The 20,576-nt window shown below is 69.7% G+C and carries 20 protein-coding genes; 10 read left to right on the top strand and 10 right to left on the bottom strand.

Annotation, left to right across the window (positions count from 1 at the left end):
• Positions 1-52: 52 nt before the first annotated feature.
• Together ACZ6QO_RS09835 and ACZ6QO_RS09830 are read left to right on the top strand one after the other, a co-directional pair.
• Positions 53-496 (top strand): hypothetical protein, encoded by a 444-nt coding sequence (locus tag ACZ6QO_RS09835; protein ID WP_465849335.1) that lies wholly within the window; start codon positions 53-55, stop codon positions 494-496.
• Positions 493-855 (top strand): DUF5615 family PIN-like protein, encoded by a 363-nt coding sequence (locus tag ACZ6QO_RS09830; protein ID WP_465849333.1) that lies wholly within the window; start codon positions 493-495, stop codon positions 853-855. The genes ACZ6QO_RS09835 and ACZ6QO_RS09830 overlap by 4 nt, the downstream gene beginning before the upstream one ends.
• A gap of 33 nt (positions 856-888) precedes the next feature.
• Here the strand turns inward: ACZ6QO_RS09830 and ACZ6QO_RS09825 are convergent, their stop codons facing one another.
• Positions 889-2,013, bottom strand: a complete 1,125-nt coding sequence (locus ACZ6QO_RS09825) for a hypothetical protein (protein WP_465849331.1) — start codon at positions 2,011-2,013, stop codon at positions 889-891.
• 207 nt (positions 2,014-2,220) lie between these two features.
• On the opposite strand from ACZ6QO_RS09825, the gene ACZ6QO_RS09820 reads away from it, so the two are divergent.
• Entirely contained in the window at positions 2,221-2,619 is a 399-nt protein-coding gene (locus ACZ6QO_RS09820) for a VOC family protein (protein WP_465849330.1), read from the top strand.
• Positions 2,620-2,855: 236 nt separating this feature from the next.
• Positions 2,856-2,978 carry a hypothetical protein gene (locus ACZ6QO_RS09815; RefSeq protein WP_465849328.1) on the top strand — a complete coding sequence of 41 codons (123 nt, stop codon included), beginning with the start codon at positions 2,856-2,858 and terminating at the stop codon, positions 2,976-2,978.
• A 145-nt stretch (positions 2,979-3,123) separates the two neighbouring features.
• Here ACZ6QO_RS09815 and ACZ6QO_RS09810 read toward each other — a convergent pair whose 3' ends face one another.
• On the bottom strand, positions 3,124-3,591 hold the full coding sequence (locus ACZ6QO_RS09810) for an ATP-binding protein (RefSeq protein ID WP_465849326.1): 468 nt from the start codon (positions 3,589-3,591) through the stop codon (positions 3,124-3,126).
• Positions 3,592-4,013: 422 nt separating this feature from the next.
• Here ACZ6QO_RS09810 and ACZ6QO_RS09805 point away from each other — a divergent pair, with 422 nt between their 5' ends.
• Entirely contained in the window at positions 4,014-4,826 is an 813-nt protein-coding gene (locus ACZ6QO_RS09805; RefSeq protein WP_465849324.1) for a helix-turn-helix domain-containing protein, read from the top strand.
• A gap of 19 nt (positions 4,827-4,845) precedes the next feature.
• On the top strand, positions 4,846-5,043 hold the full coding sequence (locus ACZ6QO_RS09800; RefSeq protein ID WP_465849322.1) for a DUF397 domain-containing protein: 198 nt from the start codon (positions 4,846-4,848) through the stop codon (positions 5,041-5,043).
• A 28-nt stretch (positions 5,044-5,071) separates the two neighbouring features.
• Here the strand turns inward: ACZ6QO_RS09800 and ACZ6QO_RS09795 are convergent, their stop codons facing one another.
• Positions 5,072-5,440, bottom strand: a complete 369-nt coding sequence (locus ACZ6QO_RS09795) for a group I truncated hemoglobin (protein ID WP_465849321.1) — start codon at positions 5,438-5,440, stop codon at positions 5,072-5,074.
• Between the two features lie 229 nt (positions 5,441-5,669).
• Complete coding sequence (locus ACZ6QO_RS09790) at positions 5,670-6,485, bottom strand: SAM-dependent methyltransferase (protein ID WP_465849320.1); 816 nt, start codon at positions 6,483-6,485, stop codon at positions 5,670-5,672.
• A 141-nt stretch (positions 6,486-6,626) separates the two neighbouring features.
• On the opposite strand from ACZ6QO_RS09790, the gene ACZ6QO_RS09785 reads away from it, so the two are divergent.
• The gene (locus ACZ6QO_RS09785) at positions 6,627-7,568 is read left to right on the top strand and encodes a DUF5996 family protein (protein ID WP_465849318.1); all 942 of its coding nucleotides are present in this window, start codon (positions 6,627-6,629) and stop codon (positions 7,566-7,568) included.
• A 569-nt stretch (positions 7,569-8,137) separates the two neighbouring features.
• Positions 8,138-9,736: an ImmA/IrrE family metallo-endopeptidase gene (locus ACZ6QO_RS09780; RefSeq protein WP_465849316.1), complete on the top strand. Its 1,599-nt coding sequence runs from the start codon at positions 8,138-8,140 to the stop codon at positions 9,734-9,736.
• A gap of 175 nt (positions 9,737-9,911) precedes the next feature.
• Here the strand turns inward: ACZ6QO_RS09780 and ACZ6QO_RS09775 are convergent, their stop codons facing one another.
• On the bottom strand, positions 9,912-10,358 hold the full coding sequence (locus ACZ6QO_RS09775) for a phospholipase (protein ID WP_465849314.1): 447 nt from the start codon (positions 10,356-10,358) through the stop codon (positions 9,912-9,914).
• A 419-nt stretch (positions 10,359-10,777) separates the two neighbouring features.
• On the bottom strand, positions 10,778-11,161 hold the full coding sequence (locus ACZ6QO_RS09770; RefSeq protein WP_465849313.1) for a MerR family transcriptional regulator: 384 nt from the start codon (positions 11,159-11,161) through the stop codon (positions 10,778-10,780).
• 592 nt (positions 11,162-11,753) lie between these two features.
• Here ACZ6QO_RS09770 and ACZ6QO_RS09765 point away from each other — a divergent pair.
• Positions 11,754-12,905, top strand: coding sequence for an NAD(P)/FAD-dependent oxidoreductase (locus tag ACZ6QO_RS09765; protein ID WP_465849311.1), 1,152 nt, complete (start codon positions 11,754-11,756; stop codon positions 12,903-12,905).
• 97 nt (positions 12,906-13,002) lie between these two features.
• On the opposite strand, the gene ACZ6QO_RS09760 is transcribed toward ACZ6QO_RS09765, so the two are convergent.
• Positions 13,003-13,710 (bottom strand): helix-turn-helix domain-containing protein, encoded by a 708-nt coding sequence (locus ACZ6QO_RS09760; RefSeq protein ID WP_465849309.1) that lies wholly within the window; start codon positions 13,708-13,710, stop codon positions 13,003-13,005.
• 259 nt (positions 13,711-13,969) lie between these two features.
• Between ACZ6QO_RS09760 and ACZ6QO_RS09755 the strand changes: the two genes are divergently transcribed.
• On the top strand, positions 13,970-15,346 hold the full coding sequence (locus ACZ6QO_RS09755) for an MFS transporter (protein WP_465849307.1): 1,377 nt from the start codon (positions 13,970-13,972) through the stop codon (positions 15,344-15,346).
• Here ACZ6QO_RS09755 and nrfD read toward each other — a convergent pair.
• From nrfD to fdh, 3 genes are all read right to left on the bottom strand, one after another.
• The gene (gene nrfD / locus ACZ6QO_RS09750; RefSeq protein ID WP_465849306.1) at positions 15,343-16,416 is read right to left on the bottom strand and encodes an NrfD/PsrC family molybdoenzyme membrane anchor subunit; all 1,074 of its coding nucleotides are present in this window, start codon (positions 16,414-16,416) and stop codon (positions 15,343-15,345) included. The two genes, ACZ6QO_RS09755 and nrfD, sit on opposite strands and share 4 nt — an antisense overlap.
• A 35-nt stretch (positions 16,417-16,451) precedes the next feature.
• Positions 16,452-17,270 carry a 4Fe-4S dicluster domain-containing protein gene (locus ACZ6QO_RS09745; protein ID WP_465849688.1) on the bottom strand — a complete coding sequence of 273 codons (819 nt, stop codon included), beginning with the start codon at positions 17,268-17,270 and terminating at the stop codon, positions 16,452-16,454.
• Between the two features lie 77 nt (positions 17,271-17,347).
• Positions 17,348-20,575, bottom strand: a complete 3,228-nt coding sequence (gene fdh / locus ACZ6QO_RS09740) for a formate dehydrogenase (RefSeq protein WP_465849304.1) — start codon at positions 20,573-20,575, stop codon at positions 17,348-17,350.
• Position 20,576: the final 1 nt, after the last annotated feature.

The following is a 20,576-nucleotide window of genomic DNA, read 5'->3' as shown; positions in this document are numbered from 1 at the left end:
CTCCGTGTCGATATGAGCACGTTCCGTCCTGACGTCTGACTACGATGTAGTCATGGCACCGACTCCAAGGTCGATCAGGTTCGAAGAAGCCGTACTCGATAAGCTCGCGCGGTTCGTGATGGAGCATCCCGGTCTCTCCGTGTCCGCCGCGGTGAACCTGCTCGTCGCGGAGGCACTGCGGATGGAAGAGCATCCTGGCGTCATCTTCCGATCCGGGCCTTCTGGACGGCGCGCCGTGACGGTGAACGGCCCGGACGTCTGGGAGATCGTCCAAGCGGTCAAGACCACTCGTGCGGCAGACGCGGAGGCGTCCGCCCAGGAGATCGTCCAGATGGTGAGCGAACACTCGGGCGTCACGTCACAACAGGTCACAGTCGCGATTCGCTACTGGTCGGCCTACCCCGAGGAAATAGACGAGCAGATCAAAGCCGCCGAGCATGCCTCCGCGGCCGCGGAGGAGCGGTGGCGCCGTGAGCAGGGCCTGCTGGCCTCGTGAGCGCACCGCTTCTGCTGGACGAGATGTTCGCGCCGTATCTGGCGGCTGAACTCAGGGCCAGGGGTTACGACGTGGTCGCGGTCGCGGAGTGTGAGGCGGGGCCAGGCACTCCGGACGACGGCGTGATCGAGCTGGCGATTGGCCGAAATCGCTGTGTTCTTACCGAGAACGTCCGTGACTTCGAGATCCTACGAGTCCAGAGACTCACGCAGGGACGGCCGTGTGCGGGCCTGCTCTACAGCGCTGCTCACCGCTTCCCCCGCACCAAGCCGGCGATGGGCCGGCTCGTCGACGCGCTGGAGAAGCGGCTCTCATCTGGCCGCCTGCCCGCACCAGGCCAGATCGACCGGCTGCCGTGAGCGGCAGCGCCGATACGTGTGCCACCGGGTCGGCTACGTCCAGTCGGCGGCGCTGCCGGGCAGTTTCAGGGTCCGTGCGCTCACGGCCGAGTAGTCGAACCAACGGCGGGCCTGCCCGGTTCTGATGTCGACCGCGTAGGTGTATCGGTGCGCCAAGGCCGTGTCACGGACGAAGACCGTGACCTCGGATCCGCTCAGCCAGACGATGGGGCCGCCGATCATGCCGTCCTTCGGCAGGCCATGGATGGGCACCTTCCGCAGGATCCGTCCGGTCTTGACGTCCAGCAGGGTGAGCAGGCTTCTGGGCCACTCCGAGTTTTCGACGGCGACCACCGTACGGTCGTCCGGCGAAAGTTCGCTGAACATGACGAAAACCCCACCGAAGCGCACCGGCGCGCCTCCGCCCTTGACCGGCATCATCCACAGGTCGGTCTTCTTGTACCGGACCAGCTCGACGACGCCATCCTTGATGCTGATGGGGTCGTACTGGGCGGGTATCGACACCGTGTCACCGGTCAGCATGTCGATCAGCAGGCCCGGATCCTCGCTTCCCACGCGCGGGTCGAACGCCACGTACCGGCCGTCGTCGGAGACCACAAGCGTGGAGTCCATACCGATCCGGCTCTCCTCCACCTGCACAGGGGAGGTCACCTCGGCGCCGGTCATCAGGTCACGGACCACATGCGCCTGGGCGCCGAGGTCGTAGTAGGCGAGCATGCGCCCGTCCCGGCTGATCGCGACGGGCGCCTTCCCCTTGGAGGACGAGACCAGCGCCCGCGGCACTCTGTAGGTCTTGCCGCTCTGGGTGACCACCCGCCACTCCACGCCATCGCAGTCGAGCTCGAACGTCTTCTCGTCGCGCTCGCAGGACGGCTGGTAGGCGTACTCGATCGCCCCGACCCGGCCGCCGGGCAGGTCGGACACCGTGTCGGCGCGCCGCGGCGTGATCGTGTGATCGCGTCCCGGCCAGACCGTCAGCGTGCCCGCCGTCGCCGTCGCCGTCACCAGCGCCGCGACCGTGGCGACGCCGGCCACCGCCAGCCTGATCCGCCGCCTGCGCCGGTGGATCGCGATGGCCGCGTCGGCCAGGTCGACTGATCCAATGTGCTCTCTCCTCTCGCACGTACCCAACGGGACCCGCGCGGCGAAAGGTTGCACCGTGTCTCCGCTGTCTCCGCCTTCCGCTCCGCGAGCCCGGCCGGACCTGGAAACGGGCCTTCGGCCGAGGCGCGGCACGTGGCATGACCCGCGCGCGGACGGGAACGGTTCCGATGACGGGCGGCCGCCGCGTCATTCGCCGTCCGCTCTCTCGGCGACGGCCGATCATCCTGGAGACCCTCGCCGACCGCCCCCGCAGGAGAGGACATGACCATGGCGATCTCTCTCAACCACACGATCGTCCCGGCACGCGACAAAGGGGCCTCGGCCCGCTTTCTGGCGGACATCCTCGGACTGCCTGTGGGGGCGCCGATGGGTCCGTTCGTGCCGGTGCGCGTCGGCGAGCTGACCACTCTCGACTTCGCCGACGCGAACTTCGCCGACAGAGGCGTCGAGGAGATCTCACCGCACCACTACGCCTTCGCCGTCAGCGAGGCCGAGTTCGACCAGATCTTCGACCGGATCGAGCGGGCGGGCCTGGACTACTACGCCGAGCCCCACGAGCCCAAGCGCCACGGGGAGGTCAACACCTGGCGCGGCGGGCGCGCGGTCTACTTCGACGACCCCGACGGCCACATCATGGAGGTCCTTACCGTCGCCTCCTGACCGTCGCCTCCTCCTCCTTCCGGCCCCATCGGCGGCCGGCGGGTACGGGACCGCCGAGACCCGGCCTCGCGGCTGATGGACTGTACCGGGCGCTTCGCCCCATAATCCGCCCACCCACCTGCGCTTCCAGCTCATGTCCCGGGACGGGGCCGAGGACGCCGCCCTGCTTCTCGGCGAGGCCGAGACGGCCGCCATCGACGCCGAACTGCCCGGATCTCGAACCCAGGCCGCCCGCCGTGCTCACCGCCGACCACCTGCCATCCGGCTCCGCCACCGGCCATCAGGGCGCGATGGCGAGCCACGACTCGTCCGCCCGCGACTACGACCAGGTCGCCTTCACCGGCACGGCGATGTACTGAACCCCTCCTGAAGGGCCGCCGAGCCACGTCCGTCAGTGAACCCGATGCCCGGTCCATCAACGGGTGCGCGCCCCATCGGCATGCCGAATCCTGTGCCTGTCCGACTCGCCGGCCAGGCACAGAATCCTTCGTGCGGCCCCTGATCTCATCGTTCGGTCGTGTCCGCCCGGTCGGTCTCCTGGGCATGCCGTGCGCCGGGGTCTTGGCGCGTCCGGCGCCAGGCGGCCCAGACGGTCTTGCCGGTGCCGGTCTCGTCGGCTGTGTGGACGACGCCCCACCGATCCGCCAGCGCCTCCACGATCACCAGCCCCCGGCCGTGTATGGCCTCAGGGCTGAGGTGGAGGCGGCGCGGGTCGTCGGGGCCGTGGTCGGTGACCCGGACACAGAGGTCGTCCTCGGTCGCCCAGACGGAAAGCCGGACCGGCGGCCTTCCGTGCACGACGGCGTTGCCCAGCAGCTCGCCGACCACGAGCACGATGTCGTCGGTGACCGCCTCCGGCACGGCCCACCCGCGGCACGTGCCCCGCACCATGCTCCGCGCCCTGCCGATGACGGCCGCGTCACACGGCAGATCCCAGCAAACGGTACGCAGCCCGTCCGATTCGGCGATCACGGAAACTCCTTGCCGGAGATGAAAGGATGGGACAGGACGGACATCACTACCGGCCTTCCTCCGATGCCGCCCGCTCATGCCTGCTCCGAAGGATGACTCTCGTCCAGTCGCGGATGCACGAAGCGGCACACCCGGTGGGCACGAGCAGCCCTTGTAAGCTCCCCCATGGGATCGGACCTCCACTGTCCGTTTCAAGAAGTCCGCCGGGTGTTCGCAGCATCCGGCGGACTTCGTCCTCCTGTAGTCGGCGATCTTTGGCATTCGAGCCCCAGGACCGGCCACTCCATGGCAACCTTGCGTCATCATGCACTAACAGAATGTCACATGCAATAGTGCGTACGAAAAAAGGCGAGTGGAGGTAGGGCATGGACAGACCTGGAAGAAGCGTCCAAGGTTCCAGTCCGACCCTGCGGGCGCGACGCTTGGCACTCGAACTGACCAAGCATCGTGAGGCCGCCGGGCTGAGCCGGGAGGAGGCCGCCCGCCGGCTCGAATGGTCGCCGTCGACCGTCTTCCGGATCGAGACCGGACGCTCCAAGCCCCAGCCTCGGAGCGTCCGTGAGCTGCTCACGCTTTACGGCGTGACAGGTCACGAGCGCGACGGCCTCGTCCAACTCGCCCGCGAAGCGCGTGAACGAGGCTGGTGGCATTCGTTCAGAGATGTCGTTCCCAATCCGTACGAGGTCTACATTGGGCTCGAAGCAGGCGCTATCTCCCTGCACAATTTCGAGCCCGTGACCATTCCAGGCCTGCTCCAGACAGCCGACTACGCCAGGGCTGTCACCAAAGGCGGGGCCCGGGAACTCGGGAAGGACGAGATAGAGCGACTCGTCGAAGTCCGGCTCACTCGTCAGAACATCCTCACCAGGGAAGAGCGCCCTCGTCTGTGGGTTGTGATCGACGAGGCGGCCGTTCGCCGAATGGTGGGTGGGCCTCACATCATGCGCGCACAGTTGCGGCATCTGGTCACGGCCGCGGACGAAGGCAAGACCACCTTGCAGGTCGTTCCATTCACCGCCGGCGCCCACGCGGGCACGTCAGGCTCGTTCGTCATCCTGGATCTGCCCGGTAACGCTCTGACGGTCTATGTGGAAACGCTGACCGGTGACTTCTACCTGGAAGAACGAGATGACATTTCGGCCTATACAATCGCTTTCGAAAGGCTTCGGGCGATCGCTCTTTCGCCGGACGATTCGATCAGCCTGGTGAAACGGGCGGCCGACGGCCTGACCTAGACACATAAGGAGTCAAGGGATGGATTCCCCCCGCCTGACCTGGCGCAAGAGCGCTCACAGCGGGCAGACCGGAAACTGTGTCGAGGTGGCGGGGCTACCTACCGGTGGGTGGGCCGTTCGGGACAGCAAAAATCCCGAGGGGACGGTGATTTTCTGTGCTGCTGGGGAGTGGCAAGCTTTCGTTCAAGGGTTGAAGGGAGACGGGATCTCCCTTTGAGCCCGCTTCGGTGGCGAGTGGCGGGCGGTCAGGCGGCGGCCTGACCTTGGACGATCTGTGCTTTCAAGGGAGCGAGGGCGGAGGCGATGGTGCCGATGGTCTCGGCCGAGACCCCGCAGGCGCTCAGGGCCGCGGCCAGGTGGCCGACCACCGAGTCGAAGTCCTGCGCGGTGATGCCGAGGCCCGCGTGCGCCTGGTCCATCGATCTGCCGCGGTACTGCTGAGGACCGCCGAGCGCGGCGGCGACGAAGCTCCGCTGGTGCGCCTTGAGGCGGGCCATGTCGGTGCCGTCGAAGTGACCCGCGAGCGACGGGTCGGCGATGACACGGGTGTAGAACTCCTCGACGACCGCCGCGACCGCGTTCGCTCCCCCGACCTGATCGTAGATCGACGCCATGATGTCTCCTCCTCAACGGTTGAACCACCGCCATTGATGTGAGGATGACCATTCACCGTTCCACGCCGGAAACGGGGAGACCGGTGTTGTGTGGCCGGCGCATCACCGAGCAGACATGCCCGTAACAAGCTCCGATCGCTTCGCGGACATTCGCCCATTCATCTGGCGGCGACTTCGGCAACGCCGTGATTCACGTGGGAAGAACACGATCCGGCGGCGAAGACGGCGGTCAGCCGGGGAGGCGGGCGACGCCGCCGAGGACGGTGGGCTTGGTCAGGTCGATCTCGGCGTCCGGCTCGAACTCCGGCCGCCAGGCGGACACCGGCACCAAGCCGGGTTCGAGGAGCTCCATGCCCTCGAAGTAGTGGGCGATCTCGGCGTGGTCGCGTGACTTGATCGAGCCCGTCGCGGTCCTGTTGTACAGAGCGCGGACCTGCTCGTTGGTGCGGCCGCGGACCTCGCCGGTGTAGCCGTGCGAGATCACCAGATGGCTGCCGGGCACCATGCGCTCGCGGAACCTGCCGACTATCGCCCTCGCCTTCCCGTCGTCCGGCACGAAGTGCAGTATCGCGAGCATCAGCACGGCCACGGGCTGGGAGAAGTCGAGGTGCCGCAGGACGTCCGGGTCATCGAGGATCCGCTGGGGTGTGTTGACGTCGCCCTGGACCACGACCGTGTTGGGATTGTCGGCGAGCAGCGCGCGAGCGTGAGCCAGCACGATGCGATCGTTGTCGACGTAGACGACCTTGGCGTCCTCGGCCGCCTCCCGCGCGACCTGGTGGACGTTGCGCTGCGTGGGCAGCCCGGCGCCGATGTCGAGGAACTGCCGGATGCCCGACTCCGCCAGCAGTCGCACGGCCCGGCCGAGGAACTCGCGATTGTGCCGGGCGACCTGGCGGATGTTGGGCACGAGTTCGATCATCTTCTCGGCCGCCTGCCGGTCGGACGCGAAGTTGTCCTTACCGCCCAGGTAATAGTCGTACATTCGCGCCACACTCGGAATCGACGGGTCGATTCCCGGAACTAGCGGGTCATTGACCGACATCTCCACACCTCCCGTCTGTTGGCGATCTTACGGTGGCGCCGGCCCGCCGGCCCTTGACTTCACGAAAAGCCGTCAGCGTCTTGACGGGATGGACGGGGAGTCGCGCGACGGCACGCGGCACGGGTAGGGCAGGCTGGTGTCATGGAGCTGTTCACGCAGGTCCCGCTGGCGGAGTGGCAGGACACCAAGGCGACGCTGCACCGCTTCGCCCAGATCGTGGGCAAGATCAGGCTCGCCGCCGGCGTGCGGCGCAACCACTGGTGGAACGCGCCGTTCCACCTCACCGGACGCGGGCTCACCACCCGGCCGATGGGGCAGGCCGACGGCAACCCCGTCTTCACCATCGACTTCGACTTCGTCGGCCACCAGTTGGAGATCACGCGGCTCGACGGCCAGGCGGTCTCCTTCCCCCTGTACGGGCGATCGGTGGCGACCTTCTACGGGGACACCATGCACGCGCTGGCCGACCTGGGGATCGACGTGCGCATCGAGAATCCCCGTCCGTTCGACCTGCCCGACGCGGACCGGCCGTTCGCCGAGGACACCGAGCACGCGACCTACGAGCACGACATGGTGACCGGCTACTGGCGGGTTCTCAGCCAGGTGAACCTTCTGCTGGAGGAGTTCGCCGCGAGCTTCTCCGGGAAGATCAGCCCGGTCCACCACTTCTGGCACACCTTCGACATCGCCTGCAGCCGGTTCTCCGACCGCCGGGTCGACCCGTCTCCCGACGCCGACCCGGTGACCCGTGAGGCGTACTCGCGCGAAGTGATCAGCTCGGGGTTCTGGTTCGGCGACGACACCTTTCCCGAACCGGCCTTCTACTCCTACACCGCCCCGGAGCCCGAAGGGCTCGCGAACGAGCCGCTGCTGCCGCCGGCGGCCCGGTGGACGGAGCGCGGCGGCAGCCACCTCGCGGTGCTGCGCCATGCCGACGCCCGCGCCGACAGCGATCCGCACGCCGCCGTGCTCGCCTTCTACGAGAGCGCCTACCGTGCGGGAGCCCGCCGTGCCGGCTGGGACATCTCTCACCTGGCCTGCCCTGGCGGCGTCACCGACCCGCTGCTGTGCCCGGCGCCGTAATCCACCACTCCGCCGGTACAAGGCTCTCCCGGAAACATCGGGAATTAGTAGGCGCTCCAGTTCGTGTACGCGGAGCGATCCGCCCACCGTCGACGTCACGGATGCGAAAATGTCCACGGCCGCGCGCCTGACGCTCCGGCCCAGTACGAGCTGCGCCGACGAGGGCTTCGGCAGAGGCATGGGGATGTCGCTCTTGACACGTTCGATGAGGGAGGACCGTGCGTGACGGACAGCGATGTGGGGCATTCTAAGGATGAGGTCGAGACGTACGCCCTTACCTATGAACCCAACCCTAAGCACAAGCCCATCCCCAGCCCCGGTCGGCACGGTTCCATTTGTCCGCGCGACGCGGATGGTCCCGGCCTGTTAGCTCAGAGTGACCTCGAAGGCAAGAAGCGTTATGCGACCGATGGGACCCTCGCCTACTGCGCGCAGGAACATGCTGAAGGCAGGTGGCATGGCTACCCCGTCGACTGGCATGAGGTACCACCACGTTTGATCTCCCAGTGGATAGCGGTAGAGATAATCGACCGAAGAACGGTTCAGCGAGCGAGAAGGCGTCGTAACCGATGACCATCACATGGGAGAGATTCGCGGGCAGCACCGACGGTTTCGCTGTCCGTCTTGCGTTCATGCCCGACCCTGATGACGGTTCAGCGGCGACAGCGGAAGAGTCCACCTCCTGGGGCGCCCTGCAGATCTGGGCAGACGGACAGAACCTGTGTGCGCATGTGAGCCAAGGAGAGCCACTCCAGAGTACGCATTGGTATCTGCTCACCGTCCTTGAATGGATAGCCGACCACTGGAACCCGCTGCTCCATGAAGAGAAGCTACCGAACCGGAACGTGGAGGGGCCTGCGGCGACAGCGTTGATCGTCACTCGCAACGCTCCCCCCCTCGCCGAAGAGGCGGACATTCTCGCTTGGGAAGAAGAGTGGTACCAATGGCATGAACGACATGCTCTGCGAGCGGCGCGCGCCGGCGGCTTGTTCCCTAACGTGGTCATTCGCCGATTTCGAGATGCCATTGAGGTCAGCTGGGACGATGAGCCACTGGCGGGTTCACCGCAGGGATTTCACCATAGTGCGAGTCACGGCGTCGCCTACCTTGATCCGGAGCAGGTGGCACGGTCACTGTACGAGGTCTTGCGAGCCGCCACGGATCATCTACTCGAAATGCACCCCGAAAGCCTCAGACTCATAGAACTCCGTGAACGAATCAACAGCTTGCGGCTACCGGCCCAGCACGATGCCAGGCTCGACTGGCTCGCCGGCCTTCGGACACTTCCCACCCTGGGAACTCGCCTAGCTAGCGGCACTCCGGCCGACGACGTGCGCGGGCGATGGGATGAGATCGTCGCCACGCTCGAAGCGACCGGGGACACCGAAGGAGTGGCCGAGGCCCTCGCCGTTGAAGAGTCGCCGCTCGTGGTCAGGGGTTCCTGTCACGCGGCTCTTCTGTTCAGTTCTGTCGCGCCCACGATCACACACGAGGACGTCCGGACGTTGGCGTCGATATTGGTGACGCAACATTCCAGGACTGTCGATGCCACTGATTTGGAGAGCCTGAGCCGCAACACCGGGCCTGACCCTGCCATCCCGGACTGGGAACAGGGATACGACCTCGCGGAGCGGGTCCACGAAGAACTCGATCTCGATATCTCTGGCGGCTGGGTCGACGTAGAAGGGCTGCTCAAACAGCTCGATGTGACAGTCATATCTCGAAAGCTGCAAGACCATGACATACGAGCCTGCTCCATTGTCGGCCCTCAGCACCGGCCGACGGTAGTGCACAACGAGTCGTCCCTGTCATTCCGCAACCATCGTGCCAAACGATTCAGCATGGCACATGAACTGTGCCATCTGCTGTTCGACAGAGCGCGAGGGCGGAAACTGGCCATAGCGAGCGGCCCATGGGCGCCCAGAAGTATCGAGCGTCGCGCGAACGCTTTCGCCGCCATGTTCCTGATGCCCACCGTACTGGTGCAGCGGGCCATCGCGGATCAGCCGGACCCCATCGACGAACCGGAAGTCATCAAGGCGATCGCTTCCAGGTTGCAGGTCAGTCGCCATGCCACGATTGAGCATCTGTACAACCTCACCCTCATGAGCGAGGCGACCCGCGACGAACTCCTAGCGCAGGCCATGACCGTGGACTCTACCTCTTGATCTAGGCCGGACAGTCACGGCGATCATTGGCGGAGCGTCAGATGGCCGCCCCCGGGGCTGTGCTTCCCCTGCGCCTGTTCGTGACGAGTACGACGCAGGCGCAGGGGTGGTGCCGTGGCGGCGGAAACCGGGACGGTTCGCAGATCGGTTCTTCAGGCCGCACTCTCGGGCTCGGTCACGCGTCGGTGGGCTGGGCGTTTCGCTCGGCGGTCTGGCGGATGCGCTCGATCTGTGCGTCGGTGACGTTGAGGCTGCCGAATTCCTTGACCGCCTGGTAGTAGGTCCAGGCGAGGCTGTTGCAGGTGGCCCTGGGAACGGTGGAGTAGCCCGCGCACACCTGCTTCATGTCGAAGTAGAAGGCGTCGTCGATGTGCGACTTGTTCGCCGGGAACAGGTTCACCGCCTTGTAGTTGCGATACCCGAAGTCGTGCCGCCTGCACGGCATTCTGAAGTCGAACCCGAGGGGCTGGTCGGGGCTGGTCGAGCAGAGGTCGGTCGACCAGTCGAAGGCGTAGTCCGCCCAGTTCCCCTGGTTCTGCCAGGCGGAACGCCAGCTGGCGGAGCTCGCGGACGTCGGCTGGGTGAAACTCGAAAGTGCGGCGACCTTTTGCTCCAGTGTCACCGCCTGTGCGGGTAGTGTTAATCCGAGTAATGCGGCGAGGGAGAGGGCGACGGTTACGAGGGCTCGCTTGACCATGGGGGGGCTCTACCTTTGTCCGGGGGGATGGCTCTCAGGGCAGCGGTCTGCCACTGCATAACAATGCGGCGAGATATCCCCAAATGCCGGAACAGATAGTGATCAGGTTGGACGCCGATATTTGCGAACAATCGCTCTTTACAACCTGACTGCGTCCGGTAAACTCGATCATCAGCTTGCGCGCCGTCGTGGAGCGGTCCCGTTTTCGCGCTCTCATCCAGGAGCCTCAGCGGTGGCCGTGGCCGGCCTCGCTCTCCGGCGTCCGTGAGGCCCGGGGTCCTGGGTACGGGCTTGTTTCCGTAACCCCCGGCATGGCAGGCATCGCCGGGGTTCGGACGCAGCGGTCAGTCGCGTTGGCGTAGTTCTTCGTTGATGCGCAGGGCCTCGGCGAGCTGGTCTTCCAAGACGACGATGCGGCAGGCCGCCTCCAGCGCGGTGCCCGCATCGACGAGTTCGCGGGCGCGGGCGGCCAGACGCAGCTGGTAGCGGGAGAAGCGTCGGTGACCACCCTGCGAACGCAGCGGCACGATCAGCTTGGCGGCGCCGAGACTGCGCAGGAACGCCGGGGTGACGCCGAGGATCTCAGCGGCCCGGCCCATGCTGTAGGCGGGGTAATCGTCGTCGTCAAGCCGCTGCTCGGGACTTCCGGCGGAAGCGGCGGCGGGTTGTTCACGGGCGTGACGGGGTTCGCCCGTCGGAGAGACCGGTACCCGTTGCGTTCGATCCATTCAACCGTCCCACATGCGAACAGGGGCCCCGGCGCGATGATGCGCCGGGGCCCAGAGGTTTAACACCATCCACCGGCCTGTCGGCCGGTTCACTTGTTCCGCGCCGGCCGCCCGATGCGGCCAGGGTGCGGGGATCGCGTAAGCGTGACCGTAGACCACCGTCCTGTCCGGGGAGCTGCGGCACCCGTGCGTCGGCGTGCGGCCGGCGACGGGCGATCCTGATGGCGTTCAACACTCCTTTCCGGTTTTCCTTATCTGGACGCACGTGTGACCACCACGTGCGCCGACTTCGTCCTACGGCAGCGCGTCCACCGTCCCGGCCCTGTTCGACCATGCCGGCCGCGACGGTCCGACCTTCTGCCTTACCCCTTCGGTACTGCTGTTTCTACACAAACCGTCCAACTGCCATCCACGTTCGTCCGGGCAGTTCGTCGTGCTGCTCGTCCTGCGCTGCCCTCGTGGATTCATCCCTTGCGATGTCAGAAAGATTATCCTCCTGCCACCCGAATGTCTACCGTGGCGATGACAGATTTTCTCTCTCGCGAAGGGTGCCGGCGGCCCTTGGCGCGGCAGGGCGTGAGAGGGTCGACGGGTGATCGAACCGTGGGATGTGGTCGTGGTGGGGGGCGGACCCGCCGGCTCGGCGGCGGCCATCAGGGTCAAGCAGCTGCGTCCGGACGCCCGGGTGCTGCTCGCCGACAAGGCCGACTTCCCCCGCGACAAGGCATGCGGGGACGGCATCGCCGCGCACGGCCGCGACGAGCTCGCCCTGCTGGGCGTCCCTGACCTGATCGACGACTACCGGCCCGCGCGCGGCCTGTCCGTAGTGTCGCCCGGCGGCGCGCGGGTGACGGCCGCCGTCGCCCGGCCCAATCACGTCGTCCCCCGGACGGTGTTCGACGCCCGCCTGGTGGAGGCCGCCCGCGCCCGCGGCGTCGAGGTGCGCCGCCACCGCGTCCGCGGGCTCGTCCTCCATGACGATCACGTCGTCCTCGACGACGCCCTCGCCGCGCGCACCGTCGTCGCGGCCGACGGGGCGAACTCGGCGGTACGCCGCCTCATCGGCGTGCCGCCGTCGCCGGACAGGCACACGGCGATCGCCGTGCGCGGCTACGCCGACGTGCCCGCCGACGACGACGTGCAGTTCATCGCCATGCAGAAGGACGGCTGGCCCGCGTACGCCTGGTCCTTCCCGATCGGGGACGGCACCGCGAACGTCGGCTTCGGGATGACGCTGCCCCGGCTGCACGCCACCGGCCGGCCGGGCCGCGAGGTGCTGCACGGCCGGCTCGCCGAACTGCTGCCCGACCTGCCCGCCCGTGACCTGCGCGCCCACCACCTGCCGCTGTCCCCCGGCCGCCCCAGGCCGGGCGCCGGGCGGGTGCTGCTGGCCGGAGACGCGGCGAGCCTGATCAACCCGCTCACCGGCGAGGGCATCTACTACGCGCTGCTGTCCGGCCGGCTGGCCGGAGAGGCCGCCGCCGAGGCGGCCGCCGACCCGCTGGCCGCCTACCGCCGCAAGCTGGGAGGTGCTCTCGGACGGCACCTGCGCACCACGGACGTGCTGTGCCGCGCCGCCCAGTCGCCCGGGTTCATCGACGCCGCGATCGCCATCGCCGCCCGCCGCAGGGAGGTCTTCGACCTGCTCGTGGACGTCGGTCTCGGCGCGGGCACGGTGCCGCCGCCGCTCGCCCTCGCCGTCGCCCGCCGCTGGCTGTGGAACGGCCTGCGGCGAGCGGCCTAGCCGCGCTGACGCGCCGCGCGGGTGAGCGTGGACTCCGCTTCCGCCCGCGGACCGCTCCCTTCCCCGAATCTCGCACGGCCCGATGCCGGTGGACGGTTCAGGGGGAGAACAGTCGGCGGAGGTGGCCGGGTGGGTGGCCGAGTACGGCGCGGACCGTCCGGGTCAGATGGGCCTGGTCGGCGAAGCCCAGGGCGACCGCCAGCCCCGCCAGGTCCGTCTCGCCCTCCTCGATGCGGGCGAGCGCCCGGCTGACCCGCACCCGGTTGCGGTAGCGGCTGACCGTCATGCCGACGTGCTCGTGGAACGTCCGGCTCAGGTGCGAGGGCGACACGCCGAGGGCCCGCGCCAGCCGCACCAGGTCGGCCGCCTCCGGGGCGCCGTCCACGATGGCCTCCCGCGCCCGCCTCGCGAGATCGCCCCGGCCGCGGGCCGGTCGGCGCCGGGGCACGCGCACGGCGGCGGCGATCGCGCCCACCAGCCGCTCCACCGGGTCGGCGGCGTCGGCCGCGGCGCGCAGCAGCAGCCGGTGGGCCAGCTCGACCGCGCCGTCGACCGCGACCGGCGTCCGCGGCGGCTCGTCCCCGACGACGGCGTGCCACAGCGGGTCGCGCACGTGGATGAACGTGCACACGTCGCCGCCCGCCGGATGCGCGAAGGCGTACTCGCGCCCGGGGATCGTCAGGTAGCCCATGGTGGAGTCGGCGGTCACCTCGTCGCCGTCACTGCGCACGCGGAACCTGCCCTGCCGCACGAGCACCAGGCCGTTGCCCTTCCTCCGGCGCCGACCATCGGTCGTGCCGTTCACCGCATGACACCACATGGACGGAGAAGTCCGGCCCGTCCATCACCCGCTGGGACGTACGCACTCGTCCACCTTAGGCACGCCCGCACCACGATTTCGCGATGCCCGACGAGCCCGAGGCGGCCGCGGGGCCACGCGTGCGGTGCGCACGACCGCGCGCAGCTCGCACGACCGCGCGTGCGGTGCGCGCGGCCACCGGTGCGCGTCCGGGGGAGCATATTCGTGCAAGACCCGGGACCCGGAGTGGGACGAGCCTGGCGGAATGGTATCTACGCTCACCCGGCGGCCGGCGACCGTGCTCCCGGTCCTGCTCGCCGGTCAGACGATGGCGTCGATGGACGGCTCGATCATCACGGTGGCGCTGCCGTCCGTCCAGCGCGAACTCGGCGGCGACGGAGCGACGGTGCAGCTCGTCGCCTCCGCCTACCTGCTCACCCTCGGGCTGCTGATCGTCACCGGCGCGCGGCTGGGCGACGTGCTCGGCCACCGGCGGGCGTTCCTCGGCGGGCTGGCCGGCTTCACCCTGGCGTCGCTGCTGTGCGGGCTCGCGCCGACCGCTCCCGTGCTGGTCGCGGCGCGCATCGTCCAGGCCGCGGCCGCGGCGCTGATGACGCCCCAGGTGTTCTCCCTCATCCAGTTGCGCTTCGACGGCGCGACCCGCAAGCGCGCGATCGGCCTGTACTCGATGGTGCTCGCCCTCGGGGTGGCGCTCGGCCAGCTCGCCGGGGGGCTGGTCGTCGGCGCCGACCTGTTCGGCCTCGGCTGGCGCCCGGCGTTCCTCATCAACGTGCCGGTCGGCGCCGTCCTGCTGGTCGCGGGCCTGCGCGCGCTGCCGAGAGGGGGCACGGGCGCCGTGCGGCTGGACCTCGCGGGGGTCGGCCTGCTCACCGTGGCGATGACGGCCCTGATCACACCGCTGATCTTCGGCAGGGAGCACGGGTGGCGGCCCTGGACGTGGGCGTCACTGGCCGCGGGCGTACTGCTGCTGGCGGGGTTCGCCCGGTTCGAGCGCCGGGTGGCCCTGCGCGGCGGGCAGCCGCTGCTCGACCTGACGGTGCTGCGGCCCGCCGGGGTGCGGCCCGCGCTGGTGGCCTGTTTCACGGTGATGGGCTGCTACGCCGCGTTCCTGTTCGCGCTGACCCTCCACCTGCAGGGGCCGCTGCGGTTCGGCCCGTTCGGCGCGGGGCTGGCCTTCGCCCCGTACGCGGCCGGGTTCGCCGCGCTGAGCCTGACCTGGACGCGGTTGCCCGAACGGGCGCAGGCGGTCCTCCCGGTCGCCGGGCCGGCGGTCTTCGCCGGGGTCGCGAGCGCGGTGGCGGTGATGGTGACGCTGGACGGCGGCGGGTGGCCGGTGGCGCTGGTGACGCCGCTGCTGCTGGCGGCGGGCGCGGGCCACGCCGCCGGGTACAGCCCGCTGATCGCCCGGGTGTCGGCGGTGGCCGGTCCCGGCCGGGCCTCCGCGCTGTCCGCGCTCAACTCGACCGGTCCGGTGCTCACCTCCGTCGGCGCCATCGCCGTCCTCGGCGGCCTGTATCTGAGCGCCGGTCTCGGCTGGACCGCGGCGGCCATCGCCGTCCTGCTCCTCGCCGGATCCTGGTGCGCCGCGACCGCCCGCGCGGCCTGGTCCGAGCCGTCCTAGGACGACGCGGGGGCGGACAGGCGGGCGCGTTGCGGGATGACCGTGTAGCGGGGGTCCTCGCTGGAGGCCACGCCCGCCGAGAAGACGCCGAATCGGAGGCAGGCCGACGCGGCCAGCAGCGCCGCGCCCGAGACGACCGCGAGAGCGCGTCCACCGCCCGCGCCGCCACGACCGCCGCCACGGCCCGCGCCACCGCGCGCGACGCCGCCGAGACCCGCGCCATGGTGACCGTTGCCGGCGAGGACGGCGCCCCCGCCGCGAGCGGTGCCGGCGCGGCCGGCGGCCAGGGCACCGAGGGCGCCCACCACGCTCAGCACCTCGGCCGCGCGGCACAGCGTGCCCGGACGCCCGCGCTCGTACGCCTCGGCGATCATGCCGAGGCGGCGGCGCATCAGCCGTCCGGCGGCCAGTTCCAGCCCGACGCCGAGCACGGCGGCGCGGCGCGCCGGGGCGTTCTCCGCCGCCGGCGTGGCGACCAGCGCGGCGCCCGCCGCCGCGGCCATGGCCGAGCCGGCGAACAGGAACGGCATCTCGCGGTACCCCTCGTGCCAGGCCGGCACGGCGGTGTCGCTGATCAGCGCGGCGGTGTAGGTGCCGACCGCCGGGCCGAGGACCGCCGCGCCGTAGCCCGCGGCGCGCCCGAGCGTGGAGAACCTGCCGGTGAGGTCGGTCAGCGCGCTGGCCCCCGCCAGCGGCGCGTACGCGGCCAGCAGCCAGGACCCCATGTTCATCGGCGAGGTCGGCTTGAACGTGCGCAGCATGTTGACGAACCGCGCCGGTCGCCCGAGGTCGGCGACCAGCGCGACCATCGACAGCGTGATGCCGGTCAGCGCGGCGAGCCTCGTCGCGCGGGCCAGGGCCGGGCGTCCGCTCAGCTCGCCGCCGGCCGCGAGCGCCGAGGACGCGCCCGCGAGCCCGCCGAGGTACAGGTATCCGCCGATGTGCAGCTCCTTCCAGACCGGCGGCTTGAGGATGGGCCGGTCGTAGTAGGAGGTGGACTCCTCCGCCATGAGGATCGCCTCTCCGCCGGCGCGGCCGGGCGTCGTCATCTCGCTTCTCGCTCCGATCACGCTGGTGTCCGCCTTCGGACGGTCGCCGTCGCCTCTCATCGGCGTGCCGTCAGGAAGGCCGCGGCGACGCCGCAGACGAGGGCCGCCGCGGCGGCGGCCGCGTGCCGCCACATCGAGGGCAGGTCGCGGGTGGTGTCCATGGGGGCCGGCGGCAGGCCGTACACCTCCGGCTCGTCCAGCAGCAGGAAGAACGCGCCGTTGCCGCGCACGCCGTCGGCGGGGTCGTTTCCGTAGAGGCGGGCGTCCAGGACGCCGTCGTGCCGCAGGGTCCGCAGCCGCGCCTCCGCCCGTTCGAGCAGTTCGTCCAGCGGCCCGTACTGGATGGACTGGGTGGGGCACGCCTTGGCGCAGGCCGGGGTCAGCCCGTCGCCGATGCGGTCGTAGCACAGGGTGCACTTGAAGACCCGGCCGTCGTCCTCGCGCTTGTCGATGACGCCGTACGGGCAGGCCGACACGCAGTAGCCGCAGCCGTTGCACACGTCCTGCTGCACCACCACCGTGCCGAACTCCGTGCGGAACAGCGAGCCGGTGGGGCACACGTTCAGGCAGGCCGCGTCGGTGCAGTGCTTGCACACGTCGGAGGCCATCAGCCAGCGCAGGTCGCCTGCCCCCTGGCCGTCGGGCGGCCGGCCGCCCGCGGCCGGGTCGCCGGCGGGCGCGGGCGCGCGGACGGGTTTGCGCTGCTCGATGAAGGCGACGTGCCGCCAGGTGGACGCCGACAGCTGCTCGGTGTTGTCGAAGGACATGGCGGTGAGCTCGAATGGCTTGTCCGCCGGCAGCCGGTTCCACTCTTTGCAGGCCACCTCGCACGCCTTGCACCCGATGCACACGGAGGTGTCGGTGAAGAACCCCATCCGCGGCGGGTGCTCGGCGTAGCCGCTCTCCCGCTGGACGTCCGGCAGGCCGGCGTCCGCGGCCACGGGTCGGGTCGTCATCTCGCGCCCTCCTGGTGTGCGGGCAGGTCGATGCCGGCGCGGCGGCGGTAGGTCTCCACCAGGCGCGGCAGCCCCTGACCGCGGGGCCGCCGCCCCGGCTGGATGTCGGCGGTGAGCGCCTTGGTCTCCTGGATGTCGGCGTTCGGGTCGAGCACGATGGAGGTCAGCTCGTTCGCCGGGTCGCCGGTGGCCAGGCCGTTCGGTCCCCAGTGGTACGGCAGGCCGATCTGGTGGACGACCCGGCCGTTCAGGTGGAGCGCGGGCATCCGGTCGGTGACCATGACCCGGGCCTCGATGGCGCCGCGGGCGCTGATGACGGTGGCCCAGCCGCCGTGCTCCAGCAGGCGCTCCTCGGCAAGCTCGGGCGACACCTCGCAGAACATCTGCGGCTGGAGCTCCGACAGGTACGGAACCCAGCGGCTCATGCCGCCCGCGGTGAAGTGCTCGGTCAGCCGGTAGGTGGTGACGACGTACGGATAGACGTCGCCGCCGGGCGGGTGGTAGCGGTTGCCCGGCCGGTCGTAGGTCAGCCGCGCCGGGTTGCAGCGCTGCGACGGGTACAGGGCGTTCTCGGCCGGGGTGTCCTGCGGCTCGTAGTGCGTCGGCAGCGGGCCGTCCATCAGCCCCGCCGGGGCGAACAGCCAGCCCTTGCCGTCGCCCTGCATGATGAACGGGTCGATGCCCGACAGCGCGTCGGTGCCCCGCGCGTCCTCGGCCGGCCGGTGATCCGGCGGCCGGTCCTCGATGAAGTCGGGCACGTCGTGCCCGGTCCACCGGCCGAGCGAGGCGTCCCACCACACGTACGCCTTGCGCGGGCTCCATGGGTCGCCGTTCGGGTCGGCCGACGCGCGGTTGTACAGGGTGCGCCGGTTGAGCGGCCAGGCCCAGCCCCACTCGCGGGACGTCCAGCTCTGCTCGGTGTGCGGCTTGCGGCGCGCCGCCTGGTTGACGCCGTCGGCGTACACCCCGCAGTAGATCCAGCAGCCGCACCGCGTCGAGCCGTCGCTCCGCAGATCGGTGTAGGTGGAAAGGAGCCGCCCGTCGGGGCCGTACCCGTTGATCTCCTTCAGCACGGCCTCGGCGCTGGGCTCGGCGAGCGGGCCCTCCACCGGGTAGTCCCAGGCCAGGTCGAGTATGGCGCGGTCGCGGGGCTCGCGGGAGCCGGCCAGCCGCTCCCTGATCATGCGGCCGAGGTGGTACATGAACCACAGGTCGCTGCGGCGGTCGCCGGCGGGCTCGACGGCGGCGTCGTGCCACTGGAGCAGGCGGTTGGTGTTGGTGAAGGTGCCGCTCTTCTCGGTGTGCGCGGCGGCGGGGAAGAAGAACACCTCGGTGGCGATCCGCTCGGTGCGCAGTTCGCCGCTCTGCACCTCGCGGCCGTCCTTCCACCAGGTCGCCGACTCGATGAGCGAGAAGTCGCGGACCACGAGCCAGTCGAGGTTGGCCATGCCGAGCCGCTGCAGGCGGGCGTTGGCCGAGCCGACCGCGGGGTTCTGCCCGAGCAGGATGTAGCCCTTGCAGACCCCGTCGAGCTGGGCCATCGTCGTGTCGTAGGCGCTGTGCGAGCCGGTCAGCCGGGGCAGGTGCCCGAAGCAGAAGTCGTTGTCCGGCGTCGCCGCGTCCCCGTAGTAGGCCTTGAGCAGGCTGACGACGTAGTTGCGGGCGTCGGCCCAGAACCCCTTCCCCGTGCTGATCACCTCGACGAAGGTGTCCAGGTTCTCGTCGCAGTGCGCGTACGGCATGGGGATGTAGCCGGGCAGCAGGTTGTACAGAGTGGGGACGTCGCTGGACCCCTGGATGCTGGCGTGGCCGCGCAGCGCCATGATGCCGCCGCCGGGCCGGCCGATGTTGCCGAGCAGCAGCTGCAGGATGCTCGCCGCCCGGATGTACTGCGTGCCCACGGTGTGCTGGGTCCATCCGACGGCGTAGGCGAACGCGGTGGTGCGGTCGCGCCCGGAGTTGGAGGTCAGCGCGTCGCACACCCGGTGGAACAGCTCGGGCGGGATGCCGCAGGTCTCGTGGACGAACGTAGGGGTGTAGCGGGCGAAGTGGCGCCTGAGTATCTGGTACACGCAGCGCGGGTCGGTGAGCGTCTCGTCGCGCCGCGGCTGCGCGTTCACCGGCGCGCCGCCCGAGCCGTGCGCCTCGCCGCGGCCGGGCAGGTGGTACTCGCTCAGGCGCAGCCGGCGTCCCGACGTCGCCTGCACCGCCGGTCCCTCGTACTGCCAGGTGGACACGTCGTAGGTGCCGGTGCCGGGGTCCCAGCCGGAGAACAGCCCGTCCAGGTCCTCGGTGTCGGCGTAGGCGCCGGTGACGATGGTCGCGGCGTTGGTGTAGTTCAGCACGTACTCGCGGAAGTCCTTGCCCTCCGACAGGACGTGGTTGATGATCCCGCCGAGGAAGGCGATGTCGGTTCCCGGGCGGATCGGCACGTACAGGTCGGCCAGCGCGCTCGTCCGGCTGAAGCGCGGGTCCACGTGGATGATCGTGGCGCCGCGCAGCTTGGCCTCCATCACCCACTGGAAGCCCACCGGGTGCGCCTCGGCGAAGTTGGAGCCCTCGATGATGACGCAGTCGGCGAACTGCAGGTCCTGCAGGAACGTCGTGGACCCGCCTCTGCCGAAGGTGGTGCCGAGGCCGGTGACCGTGGAACTGTGACAGACCCGCGCCTGGTTCTCGACCTGGATGACGCCGAGCCCGGTCATCAGCTTCTTGATCAGGTAGTTCTCCTCGTTGTCCAGGGTGGCGCCGCCCAGCGTGGCGATGCCGAGGGTCCTGGACACGCGCTGACCGCCGATCTCCTCCTGCCAGGTCTCGCGCCGCGTGCGCACCACCCGGTCGGCCACCATGTTCATGGCCGTGTCCAGGTCGAGCTGCTCCCACTCGGTCCCGTAGGGCCTGCGGTACAGCACCGAGTGCTCGCGCCCGGGGCCGGTGGTGAGCTGGAGCGACGCCGAGCCCTTCGGGCAGAGCCTGCCCCTGCTGACCGGCGAGCCGGGGTCTCCCTCGATCTGCACGACCTTGCCGCCGGAGACGTACACCTCCTGGCCGCACCCCACGGCGCAGTAGGGGCAGACCGACTTGACCACGCGGTCGGCGGTGGCCGCGCGGGAGCGCAGGGCGTCGGTGCCGGACGAACGGGCCGCCGCGCCGAGGCCGGCGCGGTCAGGTCCGGTGAGCTGCCGCAGCACCGGCCACCTGCTCCAGAACCCGCTCGTTCTCATA

Source organism: Sphaerisporangium sp. NPDC049457 (assembly GCF_055586705.1).
This window is presented reverse-complemented; position numbering and strand designations above follow the sequence as displayed.

Bases quoted from the DNA above. Each gene is read 5' to 3' on its own strand.
- ACZ6QO_RS09835 (WP_465849335.1), top strand. From the start codon at position 53: ATGGCACCGACTCCAAGGTCGATCAGGTTCGAAGAAGCCGTACTCGAT.
- ACZ6QO_RS09820 (WP_465849330.1), top strand. From the start codon at position 2,221: ATGACCATGGCGATCTCTCTCAACCACACGATCGTCCCGGCACGCGAC.
- ACZ6QO_RS09800 (WP_465849322.1), top strand. From the start codon at position 4,846: ATGGATTCCCCCCGCCTGACCTGGCGCAAGAGCGCTCACAGCGGGCAG.
- ACZ6QO_RS09795 (WP_465849321.1), bottom strand. From the start codon at position 5,440: ATGGCGTCGATCTACGATCAGGTCGGGGGAGCGAACGCGGTCGCGGCG.
- ACZ6QO_RS09790 (WP_465849320.1), bottom strand. From the start codon at position 6,485: ATGTCGGTCAATGACCCGCTAGTTCCGGGAATCGACCCGTCGATTCCG.
- ACZ6QO_RS09785 (WP_465849318.1), top strand. From the start codon at position 6,627: ATGGAGCTGTTCACGCAGGTCCCGCTGGCGGAGTGGCAGGACACCAAG.
- ACZ6QO_RS09780 (WP_465849316.1), top strand. From the start codon at position 8,138: ATGACCATCACATGGGAGAGATTCGCGGGCAGCACCGACGGTTTCGCT.
- ACZ6QO_RS09770 (WP_465849313.1), bottom strand. From the start codon at position 11,161: ATGGATCGAACGCAACGGGTACCGGTCTCTCCGACGGGCGAACCCCGT.
- ACZ6QO_RS09755 (WP_465849307.1), top strand. From the start codon at position 13,970: ATGGTATCTACGCTCACCCGGCGGCCGGCGACCGTGCTCCCGGTCCTG.
- ACZ6QO_RS09745 (WP_465849688.1), bottom strand. From the start codon at position 17,270: ATGGGGTTCTTCACCGACACCTCCGTGTGCATCGGGTGCAAGGCGTGC.
- fdh (WP_465849304.1), bottom strand. From the start codon at position 20,575: ATGAGAACGAGCGGGTTCTGGAGCAGGTGGCCGGTGCTGCGGCAGCTC.